11 protein-coding genes are annotated in these 15,622 nt (G+C 66.1%); 3 read left to right on the top strand and 8 right to left on the bottom strand.

Translation table 11 applies throughout. The annotated features are described in order from the left end of the window. Positions 1–69 precede the first annotated feature (69 nt). The 5 genes from IPJ17_00110 to IPJ17_00090 form a co-directional block, all read right to left on the bottom strand. A complete protein-coding gene (locus IPJ17_00110) occupies positions 70–1,011 on the bottom strand; it encodes a DUF1738 domain-containing protein (protein QQR74047.1) in 942 nt (313 codons plus the stop codon). Between the two features lie 1,147 nt (positions 1,012–2,158). Next, the gene (locus IPJ17_00105) at positions 2,159–7,174 is read right to left on the bottom strand and encodes a hypothetical protein (protein ID QQR74046.1); all 5,016 of its coding nucleotides are present in this window, start codon (positions 7,172–7,174) and stop codon (positions 2,159–2,161) included. Positions 7,175–7,323: 149 nt separating this feature from the next. Beyond that, the gene (locus tag IPJ17_00100) at positions 7,324–8,220 is read right to left on the bottom strand and encodes a nucleotidyl transferase AbiEii/AbiGii toxin family protein (GenBank protein QQR74045.1); all 897 of its coding nucleotides are present in this window, start codon (positions 8,218–8,220) and stop codon (positions 7,324–7,326) included. Continuing rightward, positions 8,217–8,807, bottom strand: a complete 591-nt coding sequence (locus IPJ17_00095; protein QQR74044.1) for a type IV toxin-antitoxin system AbiEi family antitoxin domain-containing protein — start codon at positions 8,805–8,807, stop codon at positions 8,217–8,219. Before IPJ17_00095 ends, IPJ17_00100 begins: the two co-directional genes overlap by 4 nt. A 10-nt stretch (positions 8,808–8,817) precedes the next feature. Further along, positions 8,818–9,519: a hypothetical protein gene (locus tag IPJ17_00090; GenBank protein ID QQR74043.1), complete on the bottom strand. Its 702-nt coding sequence runs from the start codon at positions 9,517–9,519 to the stop codon at positions 8,818–8,820. A 9-nt stretch (positions 9,520–9,528) separates the two neighbouring features. Here IPJ17_00090 and IPJ17_00085 point away from each other — a divergent pair, with 9 nt between their 5' ends. The 3 genes from IPJ17_00085 (at position 9,529) to IPJ17_00075 (ending at position 13,224) form a co-directional block, all read left to right on the top strand. After that, a complete protein-coding gene (locus IPJ17_00085; GenBank protein QQR74042.1) occupies positions 9,529–10,491 on the top strand; it encodes a hypothetical protein in 963 nt (320 codons plus the stop codon). A gap of 179 nt (positions 10,492–10,670) precedes the next feature. Beyond that, positions 10,671–11,057, top strand: a complete 387-nt coding sequence (locus IPJ17_00080) for a hypothetical protein (GenBank protein QQR74041.1) — start codon at positions 10,671–10,673, stop codon at positions 11,055–11,057. A 1,450-nt stretch (positions 11,058–12,507) separates the two neighbouring features. Beyond that, positions 12,508–13,224, top strand: coding sequence for a J domain-containing protein (locus tag IPJ17_00075; GenBank protein QQR76039.1), 717 nt, complete (start codon positions 12,508–12,510; stop codon positions 13,222–13,224). On the opposite strand, the gene IPJ17_00070 is transcribed toward IPJ17_00075, so the two are convergent. The 3 genes from IPJ17_00070 to IPJ17_00060 form a co-directional block, all read right to left on the bottom strand. After that, the gene (locus tag IPJ17_00070; GenBank protein ID QQR74040.1) at positions 13,221–14,243 is read right to left on the bottom strand and encodes a pirin; all 1,023 of its coding nucleotides are present in this window, start codon (positions 14,241–14,243) and stop codon (positions 13,221–13,223) included. The genes IPJ17_00075 and IPJ17_00070 overlap by 4 nt on opposite strands. A 253-nt stretch (positions 14,244–14,496) precedes the next feature. Next, on the bottom strand, positions 14,497–15,045 hold the full coding sequence (locus IPJ17_00065) for a hypothetical protein (GenBank protein ID QQR74039.1): 549 nt from the start codon (positions 15,043–15,045) through the stop codon (positions 14,497–14,499). Beyond that, positions 15,042–15,377, bottom strand: a complete 336-nt coding sequence (locus IPJ17_00060) for a winged helix-turn-helix transcriptional regulator (protein QQR74038.1) — start codon at positions 15,375–15,377, stop codon at positions 15,042–15,044. Before IPJ17_00060 ends, IPJ17_00065 begins: the two co-directional genes overlap by 4 nt. Positions 15,378–15,622 lie beyond the last annotated feature (245 nt).

Here is a 15,622-nt window from a genome sequence, read left to right as displayed (position 1 = left end):
GGTCTCCTCTTGTAGCGTCATTATCAACGTTTGTTGACATCCTGACGCTACCGGGCCACCCCCGCCGAGTCAAGCGGCGGCTTCGTCGGTCGCGACCGCTTCTTCAGAAGCGGCCACCTCCTCGGGCCCTCGCGAAGCGCGTCCGAGGATGTAGTCCGCTGCGCGCTGGGCCTGCTGCGCGGCGGTGATCACCAGCCGCGAATGGCGCGAGAGGTGCTGCCGCCAGTGGTCGATGTAGGCCGCGGAGTTCGGGATGTCGGGTGCGATCCCCGCCTCGCCGCAGAGGAACGCGGCGCCGAGCTCGGCGACGAGCTCCTCGCGTGCGTACGGCTCCGACCCGAACGGCGCCGCGTGGTTCTTGTCGAAGCTCGGTCTGGCGAGCCGCTTGACGTGGCCGGTCGCGTGGGTCAGCTCGTGGAAGAGCGTCGAGTAGTAGCCCTGGGTGCGGTCGAAGGCGGCGCGTGGGGGCATCGTCACGCTGTCGGTCGCTGGACGGTAGAAAGCGCGCGGCTGCGCGCGATGCTCGATGGTCGGCGGATCCGGGAAGCTAGCGACGATCGCCTCGGCAGTCGGCACCTCCGCGATCGCGCAGGCCTCGGTGCACGGCACCTTCGCCGGGTCGATTCCCTCGGTCTGGTCGAGATTGAAGACCGAGTAGTACCGCAGGACCGGGATGCGGTCACCGCGCCGCCCGCCATCGTGGGCGCCGGCATCTTCCCCTTCGACCTCGCGTCCCCGCCGGTCGATCCAGCGCCAGAAGATCACCGGGGTCGACCTCTCGCCGGCACGAACCGCTCCGCCGAGAGCCTTCGCCTGCCGAAACGTCAGCCACCAGGGAGTCGGCGCCGCGCGGAAGCCGAGCAGGAAGACGTTGATCCCGCGGTATGGCCGCCGCGAAACCAGGTTCGACGGCGCCAGCCCATCCACCTTCCACGGCCGCGCCCACGGGACCACGCCCCGCTCCAACTGCTCCACGATCTGGCCGGTGATCACCTCGTACACCTTGGACATCGCCGCGCTCCTCTCGGTGCCGTTCTCGGTAAATTCCGAGAACCCTGAGGGCTTCCCCTCAACGCACCTGAAGAGCCAGTCAGGCCGCGAGGAAGCGTCAAGGCTGGCCGCAGGCCACCCGGAGGGCTCGGCCTTGACGCCCCGCAGCGGCCGATGAGACTGCTCGTGCGTTGAGGGGAAGAGCGCAGCGGGAGGTGGAATCCAGGTTTGCCGGTCCCGGGTTCTGGAGCCGCGATTTCCGCAGCCGATCGCCGGCTACTACTGGAGAGCTACAGGGCTTCTCTACAGGGAACTACAGGAGGGGCGCGCAAACGACGCAGGCCCAGTGGGTTGGCCCCCGGTGGCGTCGCCGAATCATCGGTGCGGCGTCACCGCTTCATCGGCCCGCGCCGCGGGCGCGTCACAGTTTCATCGGTGAGGGCGTCACCGTTTCATCTGGACAACTCGGACGATTCCCCAGCGTTCTCCGCAGAGAAGCCGAGGCGGGCGCCGTCACAGTTTCATCGGTTACCGGCGCCGCCGGCTTCGTCGAGGCCAGGGCGCGGCTCCGGTTCGACGTCGCCCTACAGGATCAGTTCGATTGCCTGAGGATGGTCGTGGCCAGCCTGCCGAGCGACGCAAGCACAGCGCTCGCTGCACCAGACTCGCTTCGAGCCGCGATCCTCGGGCTCGAGGTGGTAGTCGCCGACGCGGAGCGGGTGTCGGCACTGCGAGCAGACGGTCTCCTGCGAGGGTCGATAGATCCGAACGAGTCGGTGGCGCTTCAAGGTGTCCTCCCTTCCGTGTCGCTGTCGTCCACGGCGAGGGAGGGACCGGCGAAGAGAGACGAGCCGTCAAGGGCGCGAAGCGCCGACAGGGAACCCTTGACGGCCGGCTCGCCGGTCTAGGGTGAAGCCAGGGGATCGAGGAGACAGGGAGGGGAGGAGCGCCGACCGGACTCGGGGAGTCCAACTACGACATCGGAACCGGCAGGAAGCGGATCCGACGAGTAACCCAGCTTCAGGCGGCGTCGCTGCGCGGCCCGAATCTCATGAGCTTCGTGCCGAGGTCAAGCCCTACGAGCAAACGTTGGCATCGCACGATCCTGAGAGAAAGCCACGACCTACCGGCCGACCGCGCTCTCACAAGAGACTGCGCTGGGTCGCCTCTAGTCGGCCAGCGCCGCGACACGGTCGTCCCCGGCGACAGTGAGAGCATCCACGATCCGATGCCACGCACTTAGTAACGCCGGAGCCGATAGGTGCGGCCGGATTTTCTCGAGCCACCCGGGAAGCTGGAAGCTGCGATTCGCAATCCCCTTAGGGTAGTACATGACGAGCTGCTCGATCCAAGCCAAACCAACCTCAGGCTGGCGCTTCAAGGGGACTCGATCGATCAGCTGCACAAGCGCATCGAGAGGCTCACGGTGACCAGCGGCGAAAGGGATCCACCGCTGAATCTGCGGTGTCAGCGCTACCGGATCTGCCCACAGAATCGGTTCGCCCTCGTACTCGCGATGAAGGTAGCCCGACTCGTACGACGGCGTTGGGATCACTGCGGCAAGAGGGGCTCGGCCATAGTGGTGGTCGTCGGTCGGGCAGGCGCCTGACACCACAAGGTCGACAACTCGCTCGAGAATGAACGGCCAGAGCCTTGACACCGCTGCTGCTCGGAGCTGCGTCTCTTCACCCGCCGCGACAAGCGCATGAAGGAACTCGCTGAGCAGCCGCGGATTCTTTGCGTAGTCATCAATGAACGCCATTAGAAGCCCGTCGTTCCCAACAGCTGAAAGTTCGAGAACAGCGCGCGCAGCTACTGCGGCATCATCGGCACTGTGGAAATATCCGCTCTCGATTTCATGCATACCACGGCGGTGTGCCGTGAGGAGAGCTTCGAGCAGCTGCAACGCATCGGCACGACAACAAGCGCCCGACACTGCCGAGGCCGCGGCGCCGCGAATCGCGGCACTCAGCCTCGGCACGAGGACTCGGTCTTGCTCCGCTTGCCCGAGCTCTGGAGCGACGGGTCCATCGATGTGAAGCCGCCCTCTCCGCTGCAGATTCGGGTCCCACGGACCGATGAGGCAATCGCGAGCAATGTCCTCGATGATGCGAAGAGAGGCGACGTGGTGGCATCCGTCCCCCGCCGCGCCGCATGAGGTGTTCCAGAGTTCGTCGAAGCCGCGCGCGAGAAACAGCCGCGACTCGTTCGCGCCCTTCTCGATGAGCCATCCGACAGCGCGCGCGACAGCAGCCTCGTCAAGCCCTTCTTCGGCCGCCAGGCGTTCCCTTAGGTAGCTCGCTTCCGGCAGCCAGAGCATCGGGAGCCCCCGCGCAGCGGAACGGTCGGCTCCATGTCCGAAAACGGAGTAGTCCTCTTCTGAGACATCCTGTTCCGCGAGGATATTCAGCAGGGCAACCAGGAGGCCCGCTGCCCAGGCGAGATCGTCCTCCGGCACGCCCCAGCCAAGCCGGAACTTCGCCTCTAGGGCAGCTGCAGCCACAGCGGCGGGAGCGTCATAGGGGCGGCCCGGCGCGGCTTTGGGCGGGTCACTTACGAGACTCTGGGCTGTAGCGATGTCGGCGACGAGTTCGTCGAACGTGCCGGGGGTCCTCTTTGCGATGTGCTCGAAGCGGTCCCCGTACCGAAGCATCAGCCTGGTGGCTTCCTGGCCGCGGGCAAGGTCGGTGTTCGATGAAGCCAAGCGAGCGACGATTTGCTCGTTCGGAACCTGCTCGACAAGCACGCCTTGCTCGGTTCTTGAAAACTTGAAGTTGCGGCGGTCGAAGCTGGCCGCCCAACCGTGCACAGCGGCCAAGTTCTCTGACATGGGCTCGCCTTGGGCTCTATCGCCTTCCAGTTCCGTCGCACGCGCAACGAGCCTCCGACCGACGGCCTCTAGAACCTTGCCACGATCGGAGTCGGCGCTGAGAGTGAGCCACATCGCGGCCTCTCTCAGAGTCCACGTGCGACGGTCAGGCGCAGCGATCCCTTCTGTACGAGCCGACAGACCGGAGTGTTCGTGGACCCTTCGGACGAACTCGAGGCGCCAGATGACCGGCTCGGCAAGAAATGGATCGATAGCGGTACGTGCATCCTCAATGTGGCGGACCAGCATGCCAACTACAAGGGCTGGCATCGCCAGGTTCTCGCACGAGTGCAACATGAGCCGGACTAGCCTGTCGATCGGAACGCCGGCGCGAATGTACTCGTCGCAGATCAGCTCTAGCGCTTGGAGCGCGCTCATGCATGGGTATGGACCGACGCCAGTGCCTCGGTACCACAACCACACGTGCTCGTCGCCGACAAAGCGACGTCGCTCGCCCGTGACGTCCAGCTCCACAGCGAATCGGTCGGCCAGCTCTGGCGCGCTACGCTGGCCGAAGCTCCCGAGAATCCGGGCTCGGCCTCGCGCCGCGTGATTCAACAGTCGGTTCAAGCAAGCCACGCCGACGCGCAGGTCGGCGCGGAACAGTGCCAGAAAGGGACCGCGGTAGAACGCCGCCAAGGGCGCGTTGAAACCGCCATGCTGATGGTGACGTATGCCGTCACGCGCAATCCCGTCGTACCCGTCGTCGTCGTAGTCGTCGATGTAGTAGGCCTCAACCAGGTCGCCGAGGAGCCGAGCATCGTAGAGAGCCAGGCTGTGTCCGGTTAGCAGCCCCTCGACGGCCGGGGCAAGGTGATGCGGAGCGTCCGAAGCTACCCGCCGCAACAGCGCCTCTCCCTCGTCGCCAAGATCGGCTCCGAGCAGGGCGAGTTGCTCCAACAGCTCATCTTCGATCAGCTCATGCGGCACGTCCGGTCGTTGCGCGCGGCGGCGCCGACTGCCGAGCGAGCCAAGGGAGAACGCAGCACGAGCTCGTTCCTCGTCCTTGGCGATCTGCTCTGGCGTCCGCGCCGCGAGCCGCTCCGCCTCCAACCGGCGACTCTCAGCGAGGCTACGATCGCCAGCCGCGACGTGAGCTGCCAGCTTCTCCCGTAGAACCTTGCGAAGCGGATGGCCCTTGGGTTCACCAGCTACCACCAAACCGCGCAACCAGCCGCGCAGCAGCTCGCTGACGTCATCCTGCAGCTTCGACGGCCACCCGTGAACGAGAAGGAGGTCGACCAACGGCTCAGCAACAAGCCTGTCGACGATTCCGGACCGGCCGTGTCGTTGTTGGACCACCCGCAGCAGTCGTCGCCGGCCTGAACCATCACCAGCGGTTAAAGCTGCCCAAGCTTCGGTTAAGACGTCGCGGGCGTTCGGAAGAACAAGCACTGCCTCGGCAGGAAGGTCGGCCCATCGGTCACCATGGCCCGCTGCCGCAAGGCGATCGATCGCTGTCTGCAGTCGGACAAGCCGATCAGCTAAGGGAGTGTCGAGCGTGTCCGGCGCGCTGAGTTGCACCTGAAGCGCCAGGCGGGTGGCCGGAAGCGCCCACCGGGGCACCCCGCTCGCTATGAGCGTGCCGACAGGATCCGCAGACGAGAGCAGCACTCGCGCGACAGCGTAGGTGCGGAGAAGCTCGTGAGCGAAGGTGGGCAGCGAATTCCAGCGGTCGACAGGCCGCAGTAACCCGTCGTGCTGCAATCCGGCGACTGCAGCCGGGTCGAGAGACGGGTAGGTCGTCGGTGCGTCAATCTGGCGCAGCTGGTTTGCAGCAAGCTGGCGCATTACCTGGTCCCTGGCATCTGGAAGCCCCGACAGGGTGCGCTCGTCCTTGCGGATCAGCTTCGTCCAGACAATGTCGAACGCGTCGGCGTCGCTGAGTGGCAGGCCGTGACTGCCAGAACGGACGAACAGATCCAGGATTGCCGGCCTGCGGAGCAGTGCCTTTGCTCGGGGCTCGTCAAGGAGCCGCCTTAGCTGAGGGAAGGCCCCTGCGACCTGCTCCAATTCGGCGTCTTCGAGCCCGCTGATGGTCAGCTCGCGAAATGACCCGGCATCTTGCTGCATCACGGCATGCACAGCGCCGCGGCCGTCCGTAGCGGACACGACCCACGGCATGACACATGCCGTTCGGGCTGCGCGGAGAAGCTGCCCGAGCAGCTGGTCGCCGCGTTCGAGCGTGACGTCTGCGGCGTCGATTGCCAGTACGCGCGTGGGTGCGGACATCTCGGCGAGGAGGTCTTCCAGCGGTGCGCCGAGGGCACTACGGAGCTCAGCCATCGTCGGCGGCAAGAGTCGGAGGTTAAGACAGACGACTTCATACTGCTCCGGATCCGACCTGGCCACGCCGGCAAGCTCGCCCAGTACCAGCGCGGACTTCCCTATTCCAGACTCGCCGGAAACGAGAACCCCACTACTCGGAGACAACTCGCTACGCACCTTCGCGGCGAGGGCCAATCGCGGGAGTTGCACGGGAGCAGCGACCGCGCCTACACCGAGCGCGCTGCTTACCGCACTCCGAGCGTCGGCGTCGAGGCGGAACAGCTCCCTCCACGCAACTGCGCGACGGCGTTGCTCGAGGTGCAGTACCTCATGTGCATCCCGCCGCAAGATCGCCAGGCCGACGTCTGCAGCCGCTGGCGCGTAGGAGGCAGCCAGCGATTCAAGGCGATCTCGCAATGCTGCGGCCCCGGATTTCGTCTGATCTCGGGACCATGGTTCGAGGCGGTTGAGCAGCTCGGACCAGTCCGACTCGTCCGGTGTCTCGAGCCGGGGCATGAGGATATGGAGGCGGCTGAGTAGCTGCCAGGTCGCAGCCTCTACCGCTTCGATGGACGTGCCCTCGCCGTTCCCAGAGAGGTTCGCCTTCACCAAGTTGACGAGGTGCTGGAGCCGGGCGCGCACACTCTTTGACAATCGGCTGGGCGTGCGAATCAGGGTGAAGAGTCCTTGGGCACTGGCCTGCTGGCGAGCGTGTCCCGCGAGCTGCTCGACCTCCCGCGCCGCCGGCTGCGGGCCGGCAACACAGATGGCCACGCGCCGGTCTGCATTCCCGGCCGTGGCCAGTCGAATCGAGGCAAGCAGCTTGCCGACGAGGTGCTCAGTGTCCGCGTCGCTCGTGGTGAACGCAGGCGCTCTTCGAACGGCGACCTCGAGCGTCAAAGGATCGGTCCCACACTCTCGTGAAGCTGCGATGACCAGATCGTCGACGGGGTGTTCCGGAGCCTGCTGAAACGACACCCGCTCGACGTAGCGGCCGTCCAGCTCACCAGAGGTGTCACCCGTAAGGAGTCGCGCGAGGTAGGTCACCGCAACACGACGCTCGAAGGTGAAACCACCTCCGCCCGTCGCGTAAGGGCTTTCCCCGCGACGGCCCGATTCGGGCGTTGTCCGTTCCGGGCGAGAGGGATCAGACAATCAACACCTCGCGTCGCGGCGGACTGGGCTCTGGGTTTCTGTCACAACCATCTCCAGTCTCCCGGGTTCCAAGTGGAAACTGTGTCCGACCGAAGCAGCGGGTCCAGGAATGATGAGACAGCCTGTCCGACTCGCTCGAGCGTTGGCCACGGTAGAGCGTCCGTCACTGCCATCGCGGCGTACGGCGCCTCCCAGGACTCTGGCGGATCCGGCAACGCCGCCGGGACCGCGTGCGTGCTCCGAAACTCGAACGTCCTATTGATGGCCTGTCGAAGCAGGCTCCCGTCGATCTCGCCGGTCGTTGCGAGCAGCGCGATGTCCGGAAGATCTCGCACTCTGGTGTTCGGGCGCAGTCGCGGCATCGTAAGCGCGTGGAGTTTCTCGGCGATGTGAGTAACGACGGGATAGAGGCGGATCGCCGGCGGAGCGATGCCGGCGAAGGCAAGCGTGTCTTCCGCAGTGATGACGTCTGGGGCACCGATCAGCGGATCACCGAAGGCCACGTCGACGCCGAACGGGCGGCCGTAGATCATTCCGGCCAGCCGACACTCGGCTCGGTAGCGGTAGCCCTCGTAGCGCATCCCCTCGTTCTGGATCTCGGGGTGCTCGCCGTCCGGCTGAATCTCGAACCTCATGTGCTCGCCGAGGTCGAGTCGGCCGGCCTCCTGGAGGAGCTCCAGCACGTCCGCCGGCGACCCCATCATTCGCAGGTCGACGTCCTTCGTCGTGCGAGCGCGCTCGAGGCGCAGCTCGAGCACGAGCCCGCCCTTGAGCGCCACCGCATCGCCAGCGACCCTTCCGAGTCGCGCGAGGAAACGGTCGAACACGAGCAGCTGCCGGCGTCGGCCGAAGTCCGTGCCGGTCGCCGACGACGACCTGAGCCGCTGTTCCAGCGCCTGCTTGAAGGCGAGGGGCGTCGCATACTGGCGTACCGTCATCGCGACTCCGCCCGGCGTCCGCTTCGCTGGCTGCGAAGGCGAGCCTCATCGGCAGCCGAGATCAGCCCTCGACGGCGCGCCTGGCTTATCGCCTGGTCGAGGAGCTCGGGCGCGAGATCAGCCTCGATGCAGTCGCTGAGGGTCCGAAGTGGTGCCGTTACCGGAACGGCTCCGAAGCTCGCGCGATCCCGCTCGCCGATGTCGGCGAAATGGAGCACGAGACCCGCGGGCACACGCAGGCGCCGACGACCCCACGCCGCCGGCAGCGTGAGGTGCGCCTTGCTCGGCAGAGCGTCCGAGAGGTCGTGGAGCGCCAGAGCCGTGTCGTGCGAGAACACTCCCGCCTGCTCGCTCCAGAGCCAAAGGACAACAAGGTCCTCCCGGTCGCTGGCCGGGAAATGCACGACCCGATAGACACCACGCCGTGCGCGCACGATCTTCCTGCCGGCCAGGTGCTTGTGCAGGAGGGGGCGCGAGTACCCCGATTGCGCCGCTTGGGCCGTCGTGAAGTAGCCATCCTGGCCCTGGGCCACTTCGAAGAGGGAGTCCCAGTCAGGCGACCGGCGAATTCGAGCAGGGGACGTCATCGCACGAATGTTAACCCTGGGTTAACTTTCGCGCAAGCGCCAGTCCGGACACGAGGGCGGTTCTGCCCTGTTCGATTACCCTCCCCTGGAGATGGCCTCGACCTCCAATCAGCCTCGTGCTGTGTCGTTCGTCGACCCGAGGACGAACCCTTCGCCCGGTGACCCACGACGTCCAGCGCGACTCACCGCCGCGCCGGGAGACCTCGCGGAGCTCCTCGAGCTCTGCCGATCCGGCCGGCTCTACGACGTGGAGCGCTGGATTCAGGCCGGGCGACCGCTGCAGCTCGCGGCTGGATCTCCGGAGCGTCGGCGGCAAGGTACGGCGCTCGGAATCGCGTTGGAGCGCCAAGACCAAGCCCTGACTCTGCTGCTCCTGGCCAACGGCTACGATCTCACCCTCGAACCGAAGAATCCGCTCGATACGGCGCTGTCGATGCGCCGACAGGATCTGCTCGAATTGCTCCTGGCCTGGGGCGCCAACCCGCGCTCCGTCTGCGTCGACACTCTCCTCGCGACCTACGACTCGCAGCTCTTCGAGCGCTTTCTCGGCCTCGGGCTGGACCTCACGAAGGATCACGCCATCGCTCACGCGCTCGGCGAGCACACGAGCAACAAACCGCTCTTCGGCTTCGTCAAGCGGCATCGGACCGGCGACCCCAGATTGCAGGCGGAACTGGACATCGCCCTTGCCCACCACGCGGGAGAAGGGCACGAGAAGGGCGTGATGCTCTGCCTCTGGGCCGGCGCGGACCCGCACGCCCACGTACCGTGGCTTAGCTACCTGGAATACGTCGACAACGAGCCGGAAGACGAGGATCGACACAGCGCGATCGAGGCCGCCTGCGGCAGTGGGCACGCGGTGATCCTCGAGAAGCTCGAGCCGGATCCGACCTTGGACGACTTCGACGAGCTGTACCGCTCGGCGGCCAACGAGAATGTGGTCGCGATCCTGCTCCGCCAGAAACCACCGACCGACGCCGGTGCGGTCATCGCGATCCAGTTGGCTCGCATTCAGTACCGCTTCCGCGAGCATCGACCGATCGAGGCGCTCCGAGTGCTGTTCGCCACGGGCGTCCGATGGCAGGCGGCGTCCCCTGGCGTGATCGCGAGCGCACGGCGAGACCTTCTCCGTTGCAGCGACTGGGAGTTCACCGACGTGATGCGGCTGCTCGCGACCGACGACCACTGCTCGAAGGAGGTTCTCTCGGAGCTGGCCAGGACGGGGAGCATCCGGAACCGCATGAAGAAGGTCGGCCTGATACCGGAAAGCCGACTCGCTCGGAGCGCGTTCGATCGCTCCCGTCCGACCCGAGCACGGGAGATGCTCGACAAACTGGACATCGAGCGCCCGAAGCCAACCGCCACCAAAGCGGCAGCGATCCTCTACCGCACCGAGCGCATTGGCAACTGGCGCTCCGGCGCGATCGAGGTCCGCCTCGACCGCCAGAAGCTGTTCGAACGCGTGTGGGCGGTGCCGGTGGAGACGTTGGCCACCGAGTGGGGACTGTCCGGCCGCGGACTCGCCAAGGCCTGCAAGCGTCTTCGAATCCCCGTCCCCCCACGCGGCTACTGGGCCAGGGTCGCGGCAGGGCAGCGGCCGAGCCGACCCCGACTACCGGGCCTCCCCGCCGGACAGGCTGAGGAGGTCATCGTCTACACGCCTCTGCCGGCGGATGCCGACTAGGCTGGTTCCATCGGCGGCGTCACACTTTCATCGGTTGCAGATCTGGCTGGAGGGCGCCAAGATGGCTCGGCAGCCCAGCTTGCCGAAGGCGTGGAGGAGATTCAATGAACTCGCCGATACCCCCTCGCTCGTCCTCACGGTACTCCGGGCAATACGCCGGGACCTTCGACGCTCAGCGCATGCTCGAGATCTTCACTGATTCCCTCAACATCGCACTCTCGTCGAAGAACCCGGAGACTGCTACGGCACGCTACGAGCTGGCGATCGAGGCGTACCACCAGGCAGCGGCGATGGGACTCCCCGCCTATACGAGGCAATCGCTCAGGGTCTCCATGGAGGGGCTTGCCGAATCCTTTCCGACGCAGGTGCTCGTCAACGAGGCCGTTGGATTGTCCGAGAAGGCGGCCAAACTCAAGACCCCGAAGAAGCGGCTCGAGTTGCTTGAGCGCGCTATGTCCGTGATCGAGCAGGGGCTGCAGAGGTATCCCGAGAATCCGCGACTTCGAGCGGTCCAAGAGGGGCTTCGGACTGAGCTGGCAAAGGTAGCAGGGCCGCCATCCAATTGACCGCCGAGACCACAGCGTTCGCCTTGGACCGCCACGATGAGGGCTCATGCTGCGCTTCCTGAAGGATCTCTTCGGTCGCAGTGGGTCACCAAACCCGGGCGCCTCGCGCCAGTCGGCTGCGATCGACGCGCAACCGGAACGGCCTGTCTTCGACAGCCAATCCGCTGCCACACAAGGTGCCGCTGGAAGCACACCCTACTTCGAGACCATGGGGCGAATGCTCGAGGCGGTGTCGGCCCGCGACTACGCGACGGCCGCAACTCTCGCGAGAAAGAACCTGAACCAGCTGCCAGCGCTGGTCCGCAGCACGAAGCGCGAATACGGCTCGTTCGACCTCCAGGGAATCCCAGGCCTCGAACAGGGCGGGATCATGCTCGCCCTCGCAGGAGATCGCGACGCGCTCGCGGAGATGAAGAGGATCGTCGAGTCGGTTCCGGAGCTCGCCCCATGGAAGGACGAGCCGCAGCGTCACCTCGAGAACCTGGACCTCTTCGGCAAGATCTCTAAGGCGATCGAAGCTCGTCCCGGGTGCCCGCAGACCAGCATCAAGGTACTCGTCGGATTCGACGACGGGAGAAGACTCGCGACCTTGATCTCCTGGCTCGAGAAGGCGGGACGCATCCGAAGAGTGAGGCAGGGATCGACCTACGCACTGTACATGGCGAATGCTGCGGAGGCTCCAGCGCCCCAGCCTGCCAGGGAGGTGCGTTCCCACCGAGTCGACCGCGCGCCCTTGAGACTCGTCGAGATCGACACCAGCAGGATCCCGCTCGTGCCCCTGCCGCGGGCGCCTCTTCGCTGGGAGGAGGCAGCCCAGGGGCGTGTGGCGACAGCGATCGAGATCCCAGACGAAGCCTTCGAGGTACGGGAAGCGCCGACCTGGAGGATCACCACAACCGAGAAGATCCCGACGGCTGAACGGCCCGATCCGGCCTTTCGGAAGTTCCATTCGATCAACCAAGGCCTCCTCCTGCTCGACGATCTCGGCAAGGCAGCCGCCTTTCCCAATGCCAGGGCCTCAGCCGTTCGCTACGGTCCAAGGGGGGAGACTTCTGCCTCTGCTCCGTTGCTTCACGATGTCTATCGCGTTGCCACGAATCCTCTCGGGAACGGCCTCATCGCGCTCTCGCGTGAGTGTGTGCTTCATGCCTACGACGCCGACCTTCGCCCGTTCATCGAGACGCCGATGTCGGGCGATCTCGAGGTCGAGAGGCTCTGCAAGAGGCTGGATCTCGATCGAACGAGACTCAAGAACTGCCTGCGGTCCGTCGCTCTGTCCTGCGACAACTCCCGCTACATCGTCTCCGGTGTGGACGAGGCCTGGTGCCTGACGGCCGACGGGCGCGGGCTATGGGGCCTGAAGTTCCCCATCAAGGAGGAGTGGCGCCCAGTCTCAGGAGAGGCAGCCCAAGTTGGCACCAGCGACGAGGTTTCCAAGGCACTCGCAGTCATGGACCTCCAGCTTCCGTTCTCACAGGACGAGTTCAAGAGCCGGTACCGGGAGCTGGCGCGGCGGTGGCATCCAGATCTCAACCCCGGAGATCCCAAGTCCGAAGAGCGCATGAAGGAGATCACGAGCGCTGCTGAGTTGCTCACGGGCCTCGACCTGGCGTCCTTGTCGGCGTACACGGGCGTCAAGTACGAGAAGAGACTCGGCCAGACGAGCGTGCAGGTGGGCGGGCAGAACCTCTCGATCAGCTTCAGCATGCAGGTGAGCGAGCTGCACGCCTCTGACTGGATCAACGCGGCGGCGTTCGCGGGCAGATCGAACGAGGCGTTCCTCGCGAGCGCTTCCGGACAAATCGTCCAGGTGAGTCCGTCTGGAAATCCACTGCGCGTCTTCCAGACTGGAACTGCCCCACATCGCATTGCTGACACCGGGGACTTCCTGTACTTCCTCACCGACACGCGCTTGTACGTTCTTCGAGGGGAGACGCTCCACGCCGTGGTGGACACAACCGATGGCGGAGACCTCATCGTCGCGCAAACGGGAATCGGGCTCTTGGAGAAGAACCGGTTCCGCTGGTTGAACGAGGATGGAAGCTATGTGGGCTCCGTGCTCTCGAGAGACCCTATCCGTCGGGTGTACTGGACGCCGAGTGGCCTGATTGTTGAGAGCCGGCAGAAGCGCGCCACCATCGCCGGCCCAACCAGTTGGTGGGACTAGATCGACTCGCGGCCCCGCAATCCGATGCCTATCCCGGCTGCATGCGCTCTGGGCCGCCGCGACACCTGCGGTTCGACATGGGTTGGCGATGGCCTGAGCAGGAGCCCACTCGAGGCGCTCTCGAGTCGAATCTCGGGGTAGTAGTCGATGACGCTCCGCAGGTAGCCCAGGAACCGCTTCTTGAAGTGCCGCGGGTTCGCGTACCCCGACCCGAACTGGAGCGCCAGGGACGCCCACGGGATCGTCACCGGCCTGCGGAGCCGGAAGAAGCGCCATGTCAGCCAGACGTAGATGTCGATCTCAAAGGGCGACCGCAGGGCGCGAAGCACCCGGAGGTCGAGTGGCACCGGCGCCTCGGTCGCCTCCCGGTAGAACCGGTCGGAAAGGACGACGTGGGAGCCCCAGGCGGCCTCGCCCTTGCCGGGCCGAGGGTCCCACCAGAGCTCCCGCTTCTCGGCGATCAGGAAGCCGTCGCCGGCGTGCCGCCCCTGGCTCTCGTCGTGGAAGATGCACTGGAAGGTCGAGGCGAAGAGTCGCTGGAGCTGATCCCGGAGCATCGGTAGCGAGCCTCGCGGGCCGGTCGTCGGCGGAATGCCAAGGGCGGCGCAGAAGTGGGAGAAGTGGCTGCCGAGCTCGACGTCGGGGCTCTTGCGACGCACCGCCTCGGTCGTGAGGTAGGCGAGGACCAGGCGCGGGTAGCGGCCGTAGGGCAGCCCTACGTCCTTCGGGGCCAGGATCGAGAGCGTGAAATGCCCGTTGCGCCGGACGAACTCGTTGGCCTTCGGGTCGCTGTGGGGGAGCGTCGCCTGGACGAGCGCCCGGGCCAGGAAGCCGACCTCGCCGGCGGCGTAGGCGTCCTCCTGGTCGAGGTAGAGCGCCTGCCGGATCAGGCTGCCGGAGCGCCTGGCCTTGCGCGATCCGATCTCAACATCTGTAGAATGAAACTGTGACGCTGGAACGCCAGGGAGCACCAACGAGAGCTGCGGGGTCGCGGACTTCCAAGCGGTACTTCCAGCCATTGGGCCCCTCCGCACCGCTGCCGGGCAGCGGATACCAGAGAGGGACGCCGGCCCCGAGGCGGCGCCCTTGCGGGCTCCTCCGGGGACGGCGTACGGGAACCGGAGGCAGGCCCACGATCATGCGGCCTGCCTCAGCGCCGCGACTTCCCGAAGCCAGGAAACCAGGGTGTTCGAATCTCCAGGGGTGTTCGAACTCGGAGTGAGTTGGTCCACCAATTCCCTTTTCGATCCAACGGTCTGGCGGGTCTCGGATTCAGCGACTGTGCTTCCGGCGCTCGAGCTCGCGCTCGAACTCCGCGAAGCGAACGGCGTGCCCCTCGACTCGACTCCAACGCCGGATCCGCGCGAGGTCGACGTCGTGCCGATGGGCGATCTCGACCGCGACGGCGAGACTCTGGCGATCGGACCAGTGAAAGAAGGCCGCGAGACGATTGCGGCAGGAATCCGTCGGCGAGAGCGCCAGCGTCGTCCGACGGGACGACCGCAGCGGCACCGGCCGCACGTCCAGGTCGGTGCCTACGCCGAGCGGCCCGCGGGGAAACTCGACCCAGAAGGGCGACCGAGGATGCACGTAGCGGTTTCCCTTTCGAGCGAATTCGAGAGTGGCCATCGCGTCATCGAGGCGCGTGAGATCGACGTGGCCGGCGAGGACGAAATCCACGTCTTGCGAGGAGAAGAGTCCTCCGGAGTAGATCCCGGCGCAGGCCCCACCCGTCAGGACCGCACGGATCCCGTGGCTGGCGAGCGCTTCACCGACCGCGACGGCCACCTTCTCGAGCGGAGTGCTCGCCGTGATCTTCAAGGCGGTTTGCCCGTCGCGCGGGGCCGGCGGCGCAGCTGGCTCACGCCCGATCGCAATTCCGGCTCCGCGTCGGCGAGTCTCGCGAGGTACGACGCGAGCTCCCGACGAGCAAAGTAGCCCGGATCGAGGCGAACCAGACGGGTTTTGCCGACGAGGCGGCCGGCCACGAGACCGTCGCGCTCGAGGCTGGCGAGCGCCTGCCGGACGCCGGACACCGGGGCGGCCAGCAGACGCGCCAGCTCGCGCGGAAAGCTGGTCTCGAGCAGGCTCAACGCCACCAGCACGCGGGTGCGCGTGCGACCGCCGAACGGGCTCGCGCTCATGAGCTTCATGAGCGCTCATATGAGCGCTCTATTTGCTCGTTATCAAGCCGGACGAGAATCTCCAGCCTCTGCGTGCCCACCGACTGCGGCCCGTCGTGCCGGCAGAAAGTGCCAGCCGATTCGCGGTCCCTCGGATGGGCCCACCTTGCCTGGCACCACCCCAGAAGCCACCAGAAAGTCGGCTGGCACCTGCTCGGCAGAGCGGGGCCGTGACAGGCACGGTGCCGAAGTTCGTACGATCCGGCTCAGCGACG

The sequence above is a fragment of the Holophagales bacterium genome, from assembly GCA_016699405.1.
Classification (GTDB): Bacteria; Acidobacteriota; Thermoanaerobaculia; order Multivoradales; family JAGPDF01; genus JAAYLR01.
This window is presented reverse-complemented; position numbering and strand designations above follow the sequence as displayed.